The 19,413-nt window shown below is 29.8% G+C and carries 17 protein-coding genes; 2 read left to right on the forward strand and 15 right to left on the reverse strand.

Annotated features, from left to right (window positions below):
* The 15 genes from infB to EF514_RS08885 all read right to left on the reverse strand — a co-directional run bounded on the left by infB (position 1) and on the right by EF514_RS08885 (position 17,094).
* Positions 1–2,304 carry a translation initiation factor IF-2 gene (infB, locus tag EF514_RS08815; protein WP_127725079.1) on the reverse strand — a complete coding sequence of 768 codons (2,304 nt, stop codon included), beginning with the start codon at positions 2,302–2,304 and terminating at the stop codon, positions 1–3.
* Between the two features lie 24 nt (positions 2,305–2,328).
* Positions 2,329–2,598: an RNase P modulator RnpM gene (gene rnpM, locus EF514_RS08820; protein ID WP_127725080.1), complete on the reverse strand. Its 270-nt coding sequence runs from the start codon at positions 2,596–2,598 to the stop codon at positions 2,329–2,331.
* 21 nt (positions 2,599–2,619) lie between these two features.
* Complete coding sequence (gene nusA / locus EF514_RS08825; RefSeq protein WP_127725081.1) at positions 2,620–3,792, reverse strand: transcription termination factor NusA; 1,173 nt, start codon at positions 3,790–3,792, stop codon at positions 2,620–2,622.
* 11 nt (positions 3,793–3,803) lie between these two features.
* The gene (locus EF514_RS08830; protein ID WP_127725082.1) at positions 3,804–4,265 is read right to left on the reverse strand and encodes a ribosome maturation factor RimP; all 462 of its coding nucleotides are present in this window, start codon (positions 4,263–4,265) and stop codon (positions 3,804–3,806) included.
* A gap of 97 nt (positions 4,266–4,362) precedes the next feature.
* The gene (locus EF514_RS08835) at positions 4,363–8,631 is read right to left on the reverse strand and encodes a PolC-type DNA polymerase III (protein WP_420836577.1); all 4,269 of its coding nucleotides are present in this window, start codon (positions 8,629–8,631) and stop codon (positions 4,363–4,365) included.
* Between the two features lie 11 nt (positions 8,632–8,642).
* A complete protein-coding gene (gene ispG / locus EF514_RS08840; RefSeq protein ID WP_127725098.1) occupies positions 8,643–9,692 on the reverse strand; it encodes a flavodoxin-dependent (E)-4-hydroxy-3-methylbut-2-enyl-diphosphate synthase in 1,050 nt (349 codons plus the stop codon).
* Positions 9,693–9,699: 7 nt separating this feature from the next.
* Positions 9,700–10,704 carry an RIP metalloprotease RseP gene (rseP, locus tag EF514_RS08845; protein WP_127725084.1) on the reverse strand — a complete coding sequence of 335 codons (1,005 nt, stop codon included), beginning with the start codon at positions 10,702–10,704 and terminating at the stop codon, positions 9,700–9,702.
* Positions 10,705–10,714: 10 nt separating this feature from the next.
* Positions 10,715–11,491 carry a phosphatidate cytidylyltransferase gene (locus EF514_RS08850; RefSeq protein WP_127725085.1) on the reverse strand — a complete coding sequence of 259 codons (777 nt, stop codon included), beginning with the start codon at positions 11,489–11,491 and terminating at the stop codon, positions 10,715–10,717.
* Entirely contained in the window at positions 11,492–12,217 is a 726-nt protein-coding gene (locus tag EF514_RS08855) for an isoprenyl transferase (protein WP_127725086.1), read from the reverse strand.
* Between the two features lie 200 nt (positions 12,218–12,417).
* On the reverse strand, positions 12,418–12,975 hold the full coding sequence (gene frr, locus EF514_RS08860; RefSeq protein ID WP_127725087.1) for a ribosome recycling factor: 558 nt from the start codon (positions 12,973–12,975) through the stop codon (positions 12,418–12,420).
* A gap of 11 nt (positions 12,976–12,986) precedes the next feature.
* Positions 12,987–13,694 (reverse strand): UMP kinase, encoded by a 708-nt coding sequence (gene pyrH / locus EF514_RS08865; RefSeq protein WP_127725088.1) that lies wholly within the window; start codon positions 13,692–13,694, stop codon positions 12,987–12,989.
* Positions 13,695–13,707: 13 nt separating this feature from the next.
* Entirely contained in the window at positions 13,708–14,355 is a 648-nt protein-coding gene (gene tsf / locus EF514_RS08870) for a translation elongation factor Ts (RefSeq protein ID WP_127725089.1), read from the reverse strand.
* Between the two features lie 60 nt (positions 14,356–14,415).
* A complete protein-coding gene (rpsB, locus tag EF514_RS08875) occupies positions 14,416–15,210 on the reverse strand; it encodes a 30S ribosomal protein S2 (RefSeq protein ID WP_127725090.1) in 795 nt (264 codons plus the stop codon).
* Between the two features lie 158 nt (positions 15,211–15,368).
* Positions 15,369–16,205: an ABC transporter permease subunit gene (locus tag EF514_RS08880; RefSeq protein WP_127725091.1), complete on the reverse strand. Its 837-nt coding sequence runs from the start codon at positions 16,203–16,205 to the stop codon at positions 15,369–15,371.
* Position 16,206: 1 nt separating this feature from the next.
* On the reverse strand, positions 16,207–17,094 hold the full coding sequence (locus EF514_RS08885) for an ATP-binding cassette domain-containing protein (protein WP_127725092.1): 888 nt from the start codon (positions 17,092–17,094) through the stop codon (positions 16,207–16,209).
* A 138-nt stretch (positions 17,095–17,232) separates the two neighbouring features.
* On the opposite strand from EF514_RS08885, the gene ychF reads away from it, so the two are divergent.
* Together ychF and EF514_RS08895 are read left to right on the forward strand one after the other, a co-directional pair.
* Positions 17,233–18,327, forward strand: a complete 1,095-nt coding sequence (ychF, locus tag EF514_RS08890; RefSeq protein ID WP_127725093.1) for a redox-regulated ATPase YchF — start codon at positions 17,233–17,235, stop codon at positions 18,325–18,327.
* A gap of 632 nt (positions 18,328–18,959) precedes the next feature.
* Positions 18,960–19,241, forward strand: a complete 282-nt coding sequence (locus EF514_RS08895; protein ID WP_127725094.1) for a DUF1637 domain-containing protein — start codon at positions 18,960–18,962, stop codon at positions 19,239–19,241.
* The last annotated feature ends 172 nt before the right edge of the window (positions 19,242–19,413 follow it).

The raw sequence follows: 19,413 nt of genomic DNA on the forward strand, positions 1-19,413 counted from the left end.
CTAGTCTCTTTGAATTTCTTTTAAAACATAACTTTCTAAAAGATCTCCTTCTCTTATATCATTAAAGTTATCTATAGTAATTCCGCCCTCATAACCTGTTGCTAATTCCCTAACATCGTCTTTAAATCTCTTCAAGGATCCAATTTCACCTTCATGGATTACTACATCATCCCTTAATACTTTCACCATTGACTTCCTTAGAATTTTACCACTTAGTACGTACACGCCTGCAACTATGGTATTACCGGGAAGTTTAAATGTCTGTCTTACTTCACATCTTCCCATAATTTCTTCTACAATTGTAGGAGCAAGCATACCCTTTACTGCTGCCTCAACATCATTAATAATGTCATAGATTACTCTATAGGTTCTTACGTCTACGTCTTCTTCTCTAGCTAAATCTAAAGCATTAATATTAGGTCTTACATTAAATCCAATTACAATTGCATTTGAAGCAGATGCTAAAGTAATATCACTTTCATTTATACCACCTACTCCAGAGTGAATTACGCTAATCTTTACCTCTTCATTATCTAATTTTAATAAAGACTGAATTAAGGCTTCAACAGAACCTTTAACATCACCCTTAACGACAAGATTGAGTTCCTTCATTTCCCCTTCTTTAATGCGATCAAAAAGATTTTCCAAAGAAACTCTATTATTTAAACTAATTCTATTCTCTCTGTTGGATTCTTTATTTTTATCTGCTATTGTTCTTGCGACTTTTTCATCCTCTACAGCATAAATTAAATCACCTGCATTTGGAACATCAGATAATCCAAGTATTACCGCAGGCATTGATGGTCCTGCTTTTTTAATTGTCCTGTTTTTGTCATCTGTCATAGCTCTAATTCTTCCGCTAGAGAAACCAGAAACCACATTATCCCCAAATCTCAATGTTCCTTTTTGAACTAAAACAGTTGCCATAGGTCCTTTTCCTTTGTCTAATTTAGCCTCAATTATGGTCCCTATAGCTCTTCTATTAGGATTTGCTTTTAATTCAAGCATTTCCGCTTCAAGTAAAATCATTTCTAAAAGTTCATCAATTCCCTCAGAAGTTTTAGCTGAAACGGGAACCATTATAGTATCTCCGCCCCAATCTTCAGCAAGTAAACCATTTTCCAAAAGCTCTTGTTTTACTCTATCAATATTAGCAGAGGGTTTATCAATTTTATTAATTGCTACTATAATAGGTACATTCGCCGATTTTGCATGAGATATGGCCTCTAAAGTTTGAGGCATAACACCATCGTCTGCTGCAACTACTAAAATTGCAATATCTGTTATCTGAGCTCCTCTAAGTCTCATTGAAGTAAAGGCCTCATGTCCCGGAGTATCTAAAAAAGTAACTTTTTTATCATCAATATTAACAGTGTATGCACCTATATGTTGTGTAATACCTCCAGCTTCTGAAGTTCTAACATGTGATTTTTTAATCTCGTCTAAAAGAGAGGTTTTCCCATGGTCTACGTGTCCCATAACAGTAACTACAGGTGGCCTTGGTTTTAATTGGAATTCTTTATCCTCAAAATCTAATCCAAATTCTTCTTCAATTGACTTTTCTTCTTCAGGCTGAACTATATTAACTTCTTTGCCAAATTCATCAGCTATTAAAATACAAGTATCTTCATCAATTATCTCATTTTGGCTAGCCATAACTCCTAAGCCTATTAACTTTGTTATAACTTGCGCCAAAGGTACATTTAATTCATTTGCAAATTCCTTAACCGTAATTGGCATACTTAAATTAACTATAGTATCATCTCCTGTAACAACTTCTTTCTTTTCCAATCTCTTTTGAGACTTGCTTTTTTTCTTTGGTTTCTTCTTCGAGAGATCTCTTCTTGGAAGTTTTTTTTCATCAAAATCCTTCTTAGTTGAAGTTCTTTCTTTTTTAATGTCTTTCTTAACATCTGATTTATCTGAATTTTTAGGTTTCTTTTTATCTTCACTAGAGGATTTTTTTAATTGTTCTCCGCTTTTTTTATCGTGTTGGGAGTCTTTCCTTACTTTATTATCAATATCTTTTTTAGTTTTTTGATTATTTGTTGTTTTTTCTTTTTTGCTTTCTTTAGATTTCTTTTTATCTGCTAAATTTTTATTATCTATTTCTTTTTTATTGCTGCTTGTTTTTTTAGAATCATTTGATGGTAAATATAATTTTTTAATTTTTCCCACAGTATTTTCATCTACTGTGGACATATGATTTTTAACAGCAATATCCATTTCATTTAATTTATTTATCAATTCTTTACTTGTGATTCCGACTTCTTTTGCCAGTACGTGTACTCTTATCTTTGACATCGAGCTACCTCCTTAAATGAGGTGCTAATCTTGCTTTAGTGAGTTTATCAATTCATTGTATGTTTCATCTCTTATCTCCATTTCAAAGGCACGATTTAAAGCTTTACTTTTTATAGCTTTTTCAAGACATTCTTCATTAAAACATATATAAGCACCTCTACCATTTTTTTTACCAGTTTTATCTAAAAAGATTTCCCCTTCTTTATTTTTTACAATCCTAATTAAATCTTTTTTTGGTTTATTTGTTCCGCACCCAATGCATTTTCTCATTGGGACTTTCTTAATTTTCGCCATAATTAACCTCATTCATTAAGTTTATTCCACGGATTCATCAATTAAATTGTCGTTATTTTCAACTTCTTTATCTTCAACATCAAGATTTTCATTTGACAAATAGCCAAATTTCGTTTTAAACTCTTCTTCACTTATATTTTCATTTTCTAAATATTCATCAAATTGGCTATTTGATTTAATATCTATTTTCCAATTTGTTAGCTTAGCAGCTAACCTTGCATTCTGTCCTTCTTTTCCTATAGCAAGGGACAATTGATAATCTGGCACAATTACAAGTGCTGATTTTCCTTTTTCATTTATAAATACTTTTTCAACCTTTGAAGGGCTTAAAGCATTGGCTATAAATGCATCAATATCTTTTTCGTAAATTATTATATCAACTTTTTCTTCATATAATTCATCAACAATAGCTTTAATTCGGGCTCTTTTATATCCTACACAAGCTCCTAAAGCATCTACTTCTTCATCTTTTGAAAATACAGATATTTTTGTTCTAGAACCAGCCTCTCGGGCTATAGAAAAAATTTCCACAATTCCATCTGCTATTTCGGGAACTTCTAATTCAAAAAGTCTTTTTATTAAATTCGGATGAGATCTGGAAAGCACTATTTGAGGTCCCTTAGTCGTTTGCTTTACTTCCAAAAGCAATAACTTAAACCTATTTCCCTGGTGATAATCTTCTCCTTTAATTTGTTCAGACGGTGGTAAAACTGCTTCTGTTTTTCCTAAATCAAAATAGACATTTCCATAAGCAGTTCTTTGAACCTGACCAGTAATTATTTCATTTTCTCTGTCCGTAAAGTCTTCAAAAATAACATCTCTTTCTGCATCTCTAATTCTTTGAATTACAACTTGTTTAGCAGTTTGAGCTGCTATTCTTCCAAAATTCGCCGGATTGATTTTTTGACTATATACATCTCCGACATTTAACTTTATGTCTTTCTCTTTAGCTAAAGACACCGGCATTTGTAAATTTGTATTTTCAACTTCATTATCGCCAACAATTTCTTTCAAGGCAAATACGTCAATTTGACCAGTATCTCTATCAATGTCAATTTCCACATTTTGTGATGTCCCAAAGTTTTTCCTATAACTTGAAACTAATGCAGATTCAAGAGCATCAAAGATTATCTCTTTAGAAATTCCTTTTTCTCTTTCTAATTCTTCTAAAGCTCCTATAAATTCTTCATTCATAATATCCTCCGTTAAAATTTAATTAACTGTCTCATAAGAGAAATTGATTTTATCGGTATATCTATAGTGTCTTCTTCATTTAAAATATAAACCGATTCGTCATTATAATTTTCTAATATTCCTTCATAATTTTTAATTCCATTTAGAGGTGCAAAAAGTTTTATTTCAACTTCTTTTCCTAAATTTCTTCTGTAATCATCTTTAGTTTTTAAAGGTCTATCTAAACCAGGAGATGAAACTTCCAAGTAATACGGTTTTTCAATTAAATTCAATTCGTCCAATTTTTGTTCTACATCTCTGCTCATAAAAGAACAGTCATCAAGATCAATACCATTGTCTTTATATATGAATATTGATAATAGATCATGCTTTGAACCTTCCTGATATTCAACGTCTACAACTTCATAAGATAATTTATCAGCACACTTCTTTGCTATTTCATAAACAGTATTTAATAATTCACTTTTTTTCAAATTGCACCTCCTTTAATAAAACAAGAGTGGGATTCCCCCACTCTTAACAATGTCTTCTATAGCTTTCTATAAAATTATAACACAAATTTGAAATAAATCAAATGTTAAACAGGCTTAACTGGTTACTTTTTGGTAAGTTACTTAATAGTTTATTTTCTTCTAAAATTGATACTACAGTTTTTGTTGCTTTCGTTCTTGATACAAGGTCTTCAATAGAAAGAAATTTTCCTTTCTGTCGCTCTGCTACTATGTTTTGAGCTACTGATTCTCCTAAGCCCATAAGAGCCCTAAGCGGCATTTGTACTTTTGAATTTTTAATAGTAAATTTAGAAGTTTCAGATTCATATATATTTACAGGTTCAAATTCATAACCTCTAGCAAACATTTCCAATACAACTTCCAAGACATTTATCTGTCCTTTATCTTTTGCAGTTAGCTTTTCATTCATACTTTTAATTTCACTAATTTTTTCTTTAACAGCACTAATTCCCTTCATTATTAATTCTCCGTCAAAATCTGCAAGCTTTATGGTGAAAAATGTTGCATAATAAGCTAAAGGATAGTTTAATTTAAAATATGCTATTCTAAAGGAAAGCATAACATATGCTACGGCGTGAGCCTTTGGAAACATATATTTTATTTTTTCACAGGAATCAATGTACCAAGGAGGTAAGTCAAGATTTTTCATTATTTCTTTTTGTTCATCTGTAAGACCTTTACCCTTCCTTACTTTTTCCATCGTATCAAAGGCCATCTTATTATCTGCTCCTGCTTGAATTAAATACAACATAATATCTTCTCTTGTAGAAATTACTGTAGATAATTCTGCTTTTCCTGCTTTTACCAATTCTTGGGCGTTATTTGTCCAAACATCAGTACCATGAGAAAGTCCTGAAATTCTAACTAGTTCTGCAAAATTTTTAGGTTTTGTTTCAATTAACATCTGTTTTACAAATCCCGTTCCGAATTCAGGAATACCCAAAGTTCCCGTTTCAGTTGAAAATATATCCTCGTTTAAATTTAAAGCATCTGCATTTGAAAATAAGGTTATTGTTTCAGAATCATCTAATGGAATCTCTTGAGAATTTATTCCTGTGAAATCTTCTAACATTTTTATAATGGAAGGTCCGTCGTGTCCTAGAATGTCCAGCTTTAATATTTTGCCATGTATAAAGTTATAATCAAAATGTGTGGTAATTACTCCCGAATTTTTATCATCTGCAGGGTATTGTATGGGTGTAAAATCAAATATATCTTTCTCTCTAGGACATATCATTACTCCGCCAGGGTGCTGCCCAGTCGTTCTCTTTACACCTATACAAGCTTTTGCTAATCTTTCAATTTCCACATTCGGTATAAATTTATCCTCAAAATATTTTTTAACAAAACCGAAGGCCGTCTTTTCAGCTACAGTACCTATAGTTCCTGCTCTAAATACATATCCCTCTCCAAACAATTCTTCAGTATATTTATGTGCAACAGGTTGATATTCTCCTGCAAAGTTTAAATCAATATCGGGTTCTTTATCGCCATCAAATCCAAGAAAAACTTCAAAAGGGATATTGTGACCATCTTTTGTCAATTTAGTACCACATATTGGACATTCCTTATCAAGTAAGTCTACACCAGAACCAACACTTGGATCATCAATAAATTCTGAATATTTACAATTTCCGCAAACATAGTGAGGAGGAAGTGGATTTACTTCTGTAATTGAACTCATAGTAGCAGCAAAAGAAGAGCCTACCGATCCTCGTGAACCAACTAAATATCCATCATCATTGGATTTCTTAACCAGTTTTTGAGCTATTATATATAAAACAGCATAACCATGATTTATAATAGAATTTAACTCACGTTCTAATCTTTCTTCTACAATCTTGGGCAGCTTTTCTCCGTATATTAAATGAGCTTTACTGTAACACATATCTCTTAGATCTTTTTCAGATCCCTCTATAACCGGTGAAAAAGTACCATCTGGAATTGGCTTAATATCCTCACACATTGAGCTAATAAGATTTGTATTTTCTACTACTACCTCATAAGCTTGATCTTCTCCTAAGTATGAAAATTCTTCCAACATTTCCTCTGTAGTTCTAAAATAAAGAGATTGAGGAATTTTTGCATTTTCTGGTGGTCTTCCTGTTTGACCATTTAAAATAATCCTACGAAGAATATCATCTTTTTCATCTAAGTAAAATACATCTCCTGTAGCCACTACAGGTATATTTAATTCCTTACCTATATTGTATAATTTAATATTTATCTCTTTTAAAACATCATAATTATCCACCATATTATTAGCTATGAAATTTAAATTATTTTCTACCGGCTGTATTTCTATATAATCATAATATTTTACTATTTCTTTTATAACTTCATCATCTTCTAAATTAAAAACCGCTTTATATAATTCCGAGCTTGAATTACCACTACCAACTAGTAACCCTTCTTTATACTTATCTAAAAGACTTCTAGGTACTTTAGCAAATCTGTTAAAATAATTCATATGAGATTCACTTACTAATTTATATAAATTCTTAAGCCCTATTTCATTTTTAACTAAAATGGATACAGAACCCTCAAATAAAGCAGAGCTGTCAATTTTATTACAAAGTAAATTTATATCTCCAATATCTTCAATACCTTCTTCTTTTGCCAATTCCAGCATCTTTAGAAAAACTTCTGCAGTAGCTTCAGCATCATTTACAGCTCTATGAGCATTTACCAATGTAACTCCCAATTTTTTAGACAGAGTTCCAAGATTAAATCTTTTTGTATCTTTAACTACTGCTCTTGCTAAAGAAAGAGTATCTAATACCGGAAATTTGTGATTGAAACCATACTTTCTCATATCTCTTTTAATAAAGCTCATATCAAAATTTGCATTATGAGCAACTAAAATCGAGTCTTTACAAAATTCATAAAACTCAGGAATAACTAAATCAATAGTCGGTTCATTTGCTACAAAGGCATTACTAATACCTGTTAATTCAACCACAACTTGAGGAATAGGTATAACAGGATTTACTAGTTGCGAATATCTATCTATTATTATTCCGTCTTTGATTTTTACAGCTCCGATTTCTGTTATTTCATCAGTTCTTGCAGAAAAACCTGTGGTCTCTATGTCAAATACTACAAAAGTATCTTTATCAGTATCATCCTTAAAATAATTTTTTAAAATTTTTTCTTTATCATCTACAAAATTAGCATCTAAACCGTAAAGTATTTTTAAATTGTATTTAGAACCTGCTTCCATAGCTTCTGGAAACCCTTGAACATCAGCAGTATCAGTTATTGCAATTGTATTCATTCCCCAGTACTTTGCTCTTTTAGCTAAATCATCAAAAGAAGATACGCCGCTCATAGTACTCATTTTACTATGAAGTTTAAGTTCAACTCTTTTTTCAGAAGATTTGTCTTTTCTAATAATTTTTTCCGATTTTTCAATATATTTAACCATTATGTTTTCAGCTTTTGAATAATTGTCATACTGAATATTTCCGGTGATTATAACGTTATCCCCAACTTTTATATTATCCAATAATTCATCAATTTTTTTTGACGATATAAAAAGTTTGGCAATATAAGAAGAAGTATAATCGGTTACAGAGAAAATAACTAAGTACTTTGAAGAATCTTTAAGTTCTCTTTTATCAATATTAAAAATATCCGCCTTAATAGTAGCCTTTGAAATATTCAAATTTAAGTCTGAAATATTAATAATTTGACCTATATCTTTTCTTCCATAACTATAATTACAATCTAAATCAGAAGAAGTTTGATTTACATCCTTAATAACTTCTCTAACTACTTCTGTTTCTTTGCACATTTTCTTTTCTTCACTTTCATAATTATTTACAAAAGTCTCTATTATTCTTTCTTTAGATTTTATATTGTCCTTCGGTTCTTTAAAAGTAATTTCATATTCATTAAAACACTTTAACTTTGTTTCTAAAATATCTTTTAAACCATTTTGTAAAACTGAAAAATATACTGACTCATTAGGTGTTATTATTTCAATGTTTTTAAATTCTTTATTTATGTTAATTTTAAGTTCATCTATCCAAACTGTACTGGAGGGATTATAAGTCAATATCTCTGAACGGATTAATTCATATTCGTCCTTATATTTTAAAAACTCTTCATTAAATACTATTTGGACTTTTATACCAATAAAATACTTATCAATACTTCTCTTTAATAAATCACTTTCTTTTTGAGACAAATGTTCAAATAAGTTTAAAATTAAAGTTAACTCCATATTTTTATCATCTAAAGAAACCTTAGCAATATCTATATTTTTGTTTTCTAAATTTTCATCTTGTATATTTATCTTTTTTAAAAACTCAGAAAAACTAATCAAAAAATCACCTACATTTCTTCTATTTCTTTAAGTAGCTCATCTAAAAGGTCTTCTTCTTTTACTTTTTTAATTACTTTACCCTTTTTAAAAATTATTCCTATGCCATCGCCACCTGCAATACCAATATCCGCTTCCTTAGCTTCACCTGGTCCGTTTACAGGGCAGCCCATCAAGGCTACCTTAATATCTTTATTAACGGTCTGTAATTTAACTTGAGCTTTATTTACAATATCTATTAAATCTATTTTAGTTCTAGAGCAAGTTGGACAAGAAATTATCTCAACTCCATCACTTATAATATCTAAGGATTTTAAAATTTCTCTTCCCACTCTTACTTCTTCTACAGGGTTTGTAGTTAATGATACCCTAATAGTATCACCGATACCTTTGCTCAATAAAGCTCCTATTCCAACAGATGATTTAACAGTCCCGCTAAATGCCGGTCCTGATTCAGTAATTCCAAGATGAAGAGGATAGTCACATAATGACGAAAATTTTTCATAAGAATTAATTGATAACATTACATTACTAGCTTTAAGAGATACTTTAATATCATAAAAATTTAAAGATTCTAAAACTTCTATTTCTTCTAAGGCACTGTAACAAATTGAATTTTCATTTACGCCATTATATTTATTAAGAAATTCTTTTTTTATTGATCCCGAATTTACTCCAACTCTAATTGGAATTCCATAATATTTACAAGCATTAACTACCTCTCTAATTTTATTTTTATCTCCTATGTTACCAGGATTAATCCTTAGACAATCTATTCCATTTTCAGCTGAAGCTATAGCCAGCCTATAATCATATTGAATGTCAGCTATTGTAGGTATATTAATCTGACTTTTTATTGTGGGGATTGATTTAGCATCTTCTAAATCATTTACTGCAAATCTAATTATGTCGCAGCCAACACTTTCCAATTCGTTAATTTGTCTTACAGTACTTTGAACGTCTTTAGTAATAGTATTTGTCATTGACTGGACAGTTATTTTTGAATGCCCACCCACTGGAACATCTCCAACAAATATTTTTTTTGTAACTTTTCTATTAATCACATAATCACCAACCAAAAATTCTCTTTAAATCTCCAAATAGAGTTACATATAATACTAGTGCTAATAGTAAGGAAAAACTAATATAGCTTAATTTCCCCTCTAATTCTTCATCAACTTTCTTTCCCCTAACCTTTTCTATTAATAAAAATACTAACTTTCCCCCATCTAATGCAGGAATTGGAAGTAAATTTATAATCCCAAGATTGACACTTATGAAACCAAGGATATTTATTAAATATAAAATACCCTTTGATGTCTCTTGACCTATTATTTGAATAACACCTATTGGTCCCGCAAACATACCTACATTTAATTTTCCTTGGAAAAGCATTTTAAAAGTTGTAAAAATATCTTTTATAAGAGAAATTGTGTGTTCTAAACTATATTTCATTGAAAGAAGAATAGATTTTTCATATGCCGGTTCAATACCTATAACCCTATTTCCGTCTTTTTCCATTAAACTGATAGTCTTTTTTAGATTCTCTTTCCCCCTAATAATTTCAATTTCAATATCATCACCTTGTGACAAGGAAATATTTTCTGAAATATCACTCCAGCTATTAATTTTATTCCCATTAATTACTATAATTTCGTCTCCTGCTCTTAAATCAGAGTATTGAGCAGGTGAATTTTCCAATACATTATCAATTTTATTTGTTGGCGAACCAACAAGCAAAGCTATAACGAAAAAAGCTATAATTGCAAGCAAAAAATTCATAAATACACCTGCTACAACTACAGCCATTCTTTTAAAAACAGACACATTATTAAAACTTCTTGGATCATCAGAGTATGCTTCTTCTCCTTCCATAGCCACATATCCTCCTATTGGAAGAAGTCTTAATGAATATTGAGTTTCTCCTTTTTTCCTGTGAAAAATTTCCGGACCCATCCCAATAGAAAATTCATCTACTTTTATACCAACTAATTTTGCTACAAAAAAATGTCCGAATTCATGTATCAAAATAACTATCAAAAATACTATTATTGAGCCTATTAAAGTAAACATCATACCTCCATTAGTATAAATTTATAAAAAAATACAATATATATACAAAAGGAATAACTAATATTGTACTATCAAATCTATCTAGAATACCACCATGTCCCGGCAATAATTTTCCATAATCCTTAATACCAGTTATTCTCTTAACTTTCGAAGCTGTTAAATCTCCTATTTGTCCTGCTATTGAAGCAATAAACACAAGTAAAATAGATAAAACAGTAATTGGTATCTTCACATACCAAAAATAAATTAGAGTTAACAGAACTGCAACTAGGGTACCACCTATGGCACCTTCAACTGACTTATTTGGACTTACCTTTTCAATTAATTTATGCTTACCAAACATTGAACCTATAAAATAGGCAAAAGTATCAGTAGCAAAGGCAATTATAAATACTAGTAGCAAGTAAGGAGTTTTGCTAAAAATATTTAATAAATTAAAAGTATAAGGTATATAAATATAAGTTAAAATTGTTGCAGCAGTACTGCTAAAATCATAACTATTTGTAAACAGCATAAATAATAAAGAAATCATTAAAACTATTATAATGCTGAAGTCAGAAGATATATTATATAAGTTAAAAACTAACAATAAAATAATTCCTATTAAAATCGAAAATAAATTAATATTTAGGTTAATGTTTTTTAATGCTTTAGAAAATTCAAGTACTCCTATCACACTAATTATAAATATTGCTACCTTCAAATATAATCCACCTAAGTATATTATTGAAAAAAGTAATATTAATCCAATGATTCCTGTAATAACTCTTTGCTTTAAATCTGACAATTACACTCCACCAAACCTTCTATTTCTATTTTGAAAGTCAATTATAGCTTCATATAATACACTTTCATTAAAATCAGGCCACAGTACATCTGAAAACCAAAACTCTGAATAAGCCAATTGATATAACATAAAATTACTAACTCTTAATTCACCACTAGGCCTAATAAGTAAATCAAGTTCAGTTTGGTTCTTTGTATATAAATAACTTGAAAACAATTCATCATTTATATCTTCAATATTAATTTTATGATTTAAAAGGTCTGTAGAAATTAATTTAACTGCTCGGATTATTTCATCTCTTCCACCATAATTTAAACCGATATTGAGTATCATTTTATCATTGTCTTCAGTAGCTGACAATGCCCTGTCAATTTCTTTTTTTATATTTGGAGGGAATACTGAAAGATCTCCCATAATATTAATCTTTACATTATTCTCTACTAATCTGTTTAATTGACTTTTAATATATATTACAAGTAAGTCCATTAATTTGGAAATTTCATCTTTTGGTCGTTTCCAGTTTTCTGTAGAAAAAGCAAAAAGAGAAAGTGATTTTACATTTAATCTATAGCATGCCTCTACAATTTCTATTACTCTTTCACTTCCCTTACGGTGTCCCATATATCTAGGCAAGTGTCTCTTTTGTGCCCATCTTCCATTTCCATCCATAATTATTCCAATATGATTAGGGATATTATTCAAATCTAATTCTTTTGGTATTATCATAAAAGCTCCTCATTAATTCTATTAACTTATAATATTATAACAAATATAATCGCATTAGGATAATTTTAAATTTCAACTTAGAAATTAATAAAATTTCATTACTAATATACTATACCCTCTTTCATCTAAAATATTTTTTTGAGCAGCTTAATAATAAATTAAAAAAGGCCCTAATTTAACTTTAAATTAGGACCCTTTTATTAAATTTCTAAAAGTTCATCTTCTTTACTCCTAGTTATTGAATCAAGTTCTTCAATATATTTATCTGTTAATTCTTGGATTTCTTCTTCTCCAGACTTTCTATCATCTTCAGAAAGTTCCTTTGACTTTTCCATTTTTTTTATTTCATCTATGGCATCTCTTCTGATATTACGTATTGCAACCTTAGCGTTTTCTCCATTTTTCCTTACTACTTTAGTAAGCTCTAAACGCCTTTCCTCAGTTAATTGAGGAATTTGTAATCTTACAATTTTTCCATCATTAGACGGATTTAAACCTAAATCAGATTTTAAAATAGCTTTTTCAATAGCAGGGATTAACGTTGCATCCCAAGGTTGTATTGCTAGTAGTCTCGGTTCTGGTGCAGATATACCCGAAACTTGATTAAGCGGTGTTGTTTGTCCATAATAATCTACTGTAATTTTATCTAGCAATGCAGGGTTAGCTCTTCCAGCCCTTATAGACTGAAGATCTTCTCTATATACTGAAATAGTTTTTTTCATTTTCTCTTCAGCATCTCTTTTAATATTAGATATCATAGTGACCTCCCCTATTTAACATTAGTACCTATATCTTTTCCATTTACTACATCAATAATGGAAGAAGGATCATCTATTCCAAAAACAGTCAACGGAATATTGTTGTCCATGCAAAGTGAAGTTGCAGTAGTATCCATTATTTTTAATTCTTTACTTAAAATTTCCAAATAACTTAAATTATAAAATTTCTTAGCATTTTTGTTCAGTTTCGGATCGGAATCGTAAATTCCATCGACACCTTTTTTTGCTAAAAGAATTACATCGGCACCTATTTCTGCAGCTCGTAATGCTGCTGTAGTATCTGTAGAGAAATAAGGATTGCCAGTTCCTGCAGAAAAAATAACTACTCGTCCTTTTTCCAAATGTCTAATAGCACGTCTTCTTATATATGGCTCTGCCACTTCTTTCATTTCAATAGCCGTTTGTACTCTCGTTGCCACACCTAAATCTTCAAGTGCATCTTGCAATGCTAAAGCATTCATAACAGTACCAAGCATTCCCATATAATCGGAAGTTGCTCTATCCATACTAGTGGCATCTCTTCCACGCCAAAAATTACCGCCACCAACTACAATACCTATTTCCACACCCGTTTTATGAATAGTTTTAATTTGTTGTCCTATTGATCTTATAGTATCCATGTCAATACCGATACCTTTATCTCCTGCCATGGCTTCCCCACTTAGCTTTAAAACTACTCTTTTATATTTTGGACTCATTATATCACACCTATTATTGACCCATTTGTCTTTTTACTTCTTCAGCAAAATCTTCTTCCTTCTTTTCTAATCCCTCTCCTACTTCGTATCTTACAAATCTTCGTATTTTAATATTTTCTCCTATCTTAGCAGCTAAAGTATTTAGAACATCTTGAACCTTTACATCTGGATCTTTAATAAACTTTTGATCTAAAAGAACAATTTCCTCAAAATATTTTTCTAGTCTACCTTCTACCATTTTTTCAACAATTTTTTCAGGCTTTCCTTCATTAAGAGCTTGTTCTTTTAATATTTCTCTTTCACGCTCAATTTCACTTTCAGGAACTTCTTCACGTGTAACATATTGTGGTGATGCAGCTGCAACTTGCATAGCCATGTCTCTTACAAAACTTTTAAATTCTTCATTTTTAGAAACAAAGTCAGTTTCAGAGTTTACTTCAATTAATACTCCTATTCTTCCTCCATGTATATATGCATCAACTATACCTTCAGAAGCAATTCTTCCAGCTTTTTTAGCAACACTAGCTAATCCTTTTTCTCTTAGAAGTTCTATAGCTTTTTCAATGTCACCATTTGTTTCAACTAATGCTTTCTTTGAATCCATCATTCCTGCAGATGTTCTTTCTCTTAATTCTTTGATTAATTCAATACTTATACTCATTTTATTTTACCTCCTAAAAAAAGAGAGTTTTAAAGGCGTAGCTTTAGAACTCTCAAAATATTACTCTATTTCTTCTTTATCTATGATTGGCTCCTCAACTTCCACATCTTCAGTTTTTGCTTCTGTATCTATTTCTTCTACTTCAGCTTCTTCTGAATAATCTTCAGTTTGAGTACCTTGCTTTCCTTCCAATACTGCATTTGCAATTGTTTCGGTTATAAGCTTTACAGCTCTTATAGCATCATCATTGCCTGGAATTGGATAGTCAATTTCATCAGGATCGCAATTAGTATCAACAATTCCAACAATAGGAATTCCAAGAATATGAGCTTCTTTAACAGCAATTCTTTCTTTACGTGGATCTACTATAAAAATAGCATCTGGCATTCCGCCCATGTTTTTTATTCCACCTAAAAACTTTTCAAGTCTTTCTCTTTCATGCTTTAATTGAATGACTTCTTTTTTAGGAAGAAGATCAAAAGTTCCATCAACTTCCATTTCATTTAGTTGATTTAATCTTTCAATTCTCTTTTTAATTGTTTTATAGTTTGTTAACAATCCACCAAGCCATCTTTGATTTATAAATGGCATTTCACATTTTTGTGCTTCTTTCTTAATAGCATCTTGAGCTTGTTTTTTAGTACCAACAAATAAAATTTGTCCACCTTCTGATGCTATTTCTCTTACGAATTCATAAGCTTCGTCTACTTTTTTGACAGTTTTTTGAAGATCAATGATATAAATACCATTTCTTTCTGTAAATATAAATTTACTCATTTTAGGGTTCCATCTTCTAGTTTGATGACCAAAATGAACACCCGCTTCTAATAAACTCTTCATTGAAATAACTGACAAAACATTCACCTCCGTTTTTTATTCCTCCATTTTTATCAACTAATTTAAGGACTATAAAGCAACTCTTAAATTATCAAAAAATGTGTGTCTTTGATTAACGTAGATAGTATAACACAATAAAATTGAACTATCAAGAACATTAATTTGTATATTATTAATTAATAGTATAGATCCTTAGAATTATATATCAAATAAGTCAAAAGCATAAATACTACTATAACTATAATATTTACCCCTATTCCCATTAGAGAAAAATTAGATACAACAAATCTGAAAGGTTTAAATACTTCCAATGGAAGCATATCAATAATATTAAAGAATAGGGAACCAAAAACTTTCCCCGCCATAATTAAAACCACGGTTATAAGTACAAATATCACAGATACACCATCAGAAATTGATGCACTTTTTGAAATTGAACTCAGAAAAAAACCTATGGACATATATACTAATCCGCTTCCTAAAAGAGCCACAAAGATCTTTACCAAATCAATTATAAAATCCTTTGTACTTATTGCCGAATCCACATTCATCGTTGAATCAATAGGAATTGCATAAGATAGACCAAAAGTTATTATAATTATTATGAATAGAAACAGAATATATGTTAAAATGTTGGCTAAAATCTTTTGACTAATAATTTCATTTCGAGATATTGGATTAGAATATAAATATTGAATCGTTCCATATTCCTGCTCTTTAGATAGAGAATTGCCTCCAAGTTGCATGGAAAACATAGCAACTAATACAGCAATATATTGGAATATAAATGCTATATATTGACCTAAGTTAGTGTAGTCAACACTTTCATCTAATCCCAGTACAAGTTTTAAATTAGGAGTTAATGATTCTACAAATGTATCAAACATACTCTTCATATTTATATCTAACATCATTGGATAAAGAGCAAATAATAAACCTATTAATATAGTTAGTACTAAAATCCAAGCAATCATTTTTCCCATATTAGATTTAAATTCTTTTGAAAAAACCATATTATTCCTCTCCCTCCTCTTTATAATATGCAGCTATTTTATCAGAAAGAGATGAATTTTCGATACTATAATTATCAATGCCTGATTCATATATTATTCTAGACAAAACTCTCATATCCTTATCATAATATAAAACTATATTATTTTTAGTAGTACTAATAATTTTTGCCCCTATATTTATAAAAGGATCTAAATCTTCCAAATCATTGTATATTTTTATGATTTTATCACTTGATACCTTATTACTCATAGACTCAATTTCTTTAATACTTCCATCATATAAATAAGCCACTCTATCACAAAATCTTTGTGCCTCACTTAAAGATTTTGTAAGCATAAATAATGTAAGAGAATTTTCCTCTTTCATTTTATTTAAGTACTCAAAAAGCTTTTCTATCTGTTCTTGTTCTAAGTATTTTGTCGGCTCATCCATAATTAATAATCTTGGTTTAATTATTAAAGCATTGATTATAGAAAATAATTTTTTTTCATTATTATTCATATCTAAAACTTTCATTTTAGAATCAAGACCAAAGTAATCTAAAAGCATATCTATTTCTTCTAAACTCTTTAAATTATGAGTATTTAAAGTTGTTTTTAGCAAATTTATAATTTTTACATTTTCTTGAAAGTATACTTCTTCTGGTACAAATCCAACACTTTCTTTTATAGCTCTTGAATCTTTAACACAGTCCATGTCAAAGATTGTAACCTTACCTTTAGCCGGTTTTAAATAATTAAACAAAATTTTTGAAAGTGTTGTTTTCCCTGAATCTTCTAAACCTAGTAGAGCAAAAAACTCACCTTCTAATACTTCTAGGTTTAAGTTCGAAAATACACTCTTTTTGCCAATTCTTTTAGTCAAATCACTAATAACTATGGCACTCATCACACTCACCTCTTTATAATTTCTTTTAACATTATACTATAAGAATGTTATAAAACCAATGTTTATATATTTATTTTGCATTTGGAAATCAGATTATCTATGTTATAATTGTACAAGATTAAGAAAAGAGGCGATTTAATGAAATTAGGAATAGTAGGTCTTCCCAATGTTGGCAAGTCTACACTTTTTAATGCGCTTACAAAAGCGGGAGCAGAAGCGGCAAATTATCCCTTTGCCACTATTGAACCAAATATAGGTGTTGTAAATGTACCTGATGATAGATTAAAAGTTTTAGCGGAAATAAGCAATTCTGAAAAAATACTTTATACTACAATAGAATTCTTTGATATTGCAGGTTTAGTAAAAGGAGCAAGTAAAGGCGAAGGATTAGGAAACCAGTTTTTATCTAATATTCGAGAAGTTGATGCCATTGTCCACGTAGTAAGGTGTTTTGATGATGATAATATAATACATGTTGATGGTAGTGTAGATCCTATTAGAGATATTGAGAATATAAATTTAGAATTGATCTTCTCTGATTTAGAGCAAATTGAAAAAAGACTTTCTAAAGCCGAAAAACAAGCAAAAAGTGATAAAAAACTATTACCTGAAGTTGAATTGTTAAGAAAACTTTTAAATATACTTGAAAGTGGAAAACCTGCTCGGTCATTAGAATTAAATGAAGAAGAGAAAAAACTTATTAAAAACTTTTCATTATTAAGCTATAAACCTATTATATATGTAGCTAACGTTTCTGAAGATGATATTGCAGATGATGGTAAAAATAATGAATATGTTCAAAAAGTTAGAGAGTTTGCTAGTGATCAAGGCGATGAAGTAATAGTTATAAGCGCAGAAATTGAATCGGAAATTCAATCTCTTGATGACGACGAAAAAGTTTTGTTTTTAGAAGAACTTGGTTTAGACAGATCAGGTTTAGATAAATTAATTCAGTCCAGTTATAAATTATTGGGCTTAATAAGCTTTTTAACTACAGGTCCGATGGAGACACGTGCCTGGACTATAGTTAGAGGAACGAAAGCTCCTCAAGCTGCCGGTAAAATTCACTCGGATATTGAAAGGGGATTTATTAAAGCTGATACTATATCCTTTAATGAGTTGGCAAATAGTGGCTCCATGGCAGCCGCTAGAGAAAAAGGTCTTATTCGTAGTGAGGGTAAAGATTATATAATGCAAGATGGCGATGTGGTTTTATTTAAATTCAATGTATAGAAATCTTATAGATGGCTTGGTTACTCAAATACAGTAAATCAAGCCTTTTCCCTTTATTCCTATTAATATTAATTATTCCTAACATTTCTAATTAATTGGCAAACAAATGGCAACCTATTTGCCATTCCTAAATAGTTTACACGTCATTCAACTATATGAAAAAATGCCTGGCTTTAATCAACTAGACACTTATATTTCATATTAACCTTGTATTTATTTAGAGCGATTTAATTTTATATTTCGTGGTATCTTATATTTATACAGAATTTCTTTTCACAATCACACCCATCATCTCTTATTATATTTTTATGTAGTAAGAGGTGTTTTATAGTTATTTCAAGGCATACAATAACATTAAGAAGAAATAAAAGGCTCTTAAATTGGCAATAGTGAGGTCTATTTATTTTACGGATAGAACGGCTATATTCCAACGATATGTAAGGTTTTAACTAATTTGATAGGGGTCAATATAATGAATTATTTTATTAAATTCATTATTTATTTTATTGAAATATTTAGACTCTAAGTTCTTTACAAAAAATTAAATAAATAATTCACGTAACTTTTGTTACCGACACAAAACAAATTTTATGATAATTTTATAAAAAATATTATTATGGGAGGCTGTATAAATGGTCGGTAAAATAAAAAGTGGAGTTGGAATCATTTTTGATAAAACGAACTACAAAGTCGTAAGAAAATCTGGAGTTAAGGGAGACGTTATTCCGACGCATAATCATGAAGGCAAAGAAATAGTATTCATTGTTATGCAAGGAAGTGCAGAAGTAATTCTAAATGAAGAAGAAAAATATAATCTAAATAAATTTGATGTTTTAAATTTTGATGGTGTTAACACTATGTCAGTAAAATTCATAGTCGACTCTGAAATAGTTATTATCTTGGTAAAAAAATAATATTAATCCAAATAGTGTAGTTAGATATACGATTTAGCTACACTCTTTTATCGCCCTTAAATAAAAAAAGGATAGAGATTTTACTCCCTATCCAATAGAAACAAATTAATTACTCGCTAAAATCAAAACACATATAAATGAAATAGCACACAATAAAATTATAACTATAAAA

Source organism: Anaerosphaera multitolerans (assembly GCF_004006535.1).
Taxonomy (GTDB): Bacteria; Bacillota; Clostridia; order Tissierellales; family Peptoniphilaceae; genus Anaerosphaera; species Anaerosphaera multitolerans.

Coding starts and splice junctions, on each gene's coding strand:
- infB (WP_127725079.1), bottom strand. CDS start 2,304: ATGTCAAAGATAAGAGTACACGTACTGGCAAAAGAAGTCGGAATCACA.
- pyrH (WP_127725088.1), bottom strand. CDS start 13,694: ATGAGTCCAAAATATAAAAGAGTAGTTTTAAAGCTAAGTGGGGAAGCC.
- rseP (WP_127725084.1), bottom strand. CDS start 10,704: ATGTTTACTTTAATAGGCTCAATAATAGTATTTTTGATAGTTATTTTG.
- frr (WP_127725087.1), bottom strand. CDS start 12,975: ATGATATCTAATATTAAAAGAGATGCTGAAGAGAAAATGAAAAAAACT.
- EF514_RS08895 (WP_127725094.1), top strand. CDS start 18,960: ATGGTCGGTAAAATAAAAAGTGGAGTTGGAATCATTTTTGATAAAACG.
- EF514_RS08885 (WP_127725092.1), bottom strand. CDS start 17,094: ATGAGTGCCATAGTTATTAGTGATTTGACTAAAAGAATTGGCAAAAAG.
- ychF (WP_127725093.1), top strand. CDS start 17,233: ATGAAATTAGGAATAGTAGGTCTTCCCAATGTTGGCAAGTCTACACTT.
- EF514_RS08855 (WP_127725086.1), bottom strand. CDS start 12,217: ATGATAATACCAAAAGAATTAGATTTGAATAATATCCCTAATCATATT.
- rnpM (WP_127725080.1), bottom strand. CDS start 2,598: ATGGCGAAAATTAAGAAAGTCCCAATGAGAAAATGCATTGGGTGCGGA.
- EF514_RS08880 (WP_127725091.1), bottom strand. CDS start 16,205: ATGGTTTTTTCAAAAGAATTTAAATCTAATATGGGAAAAATGATTGCT.
- nusA (WP_127725081.1), bottom strand. CDS start 3,792: ATGAATGAAGAATTTATAGGAGCTTTAGAAGAATTAGAAAGAGAAAAA.
- tsf (WP_127725089.1), bottom strand. CDS start 14,355: ATGAGTATAAGTATTGAATTAATCAAAGAATTAAGAGAAAGAACATCT.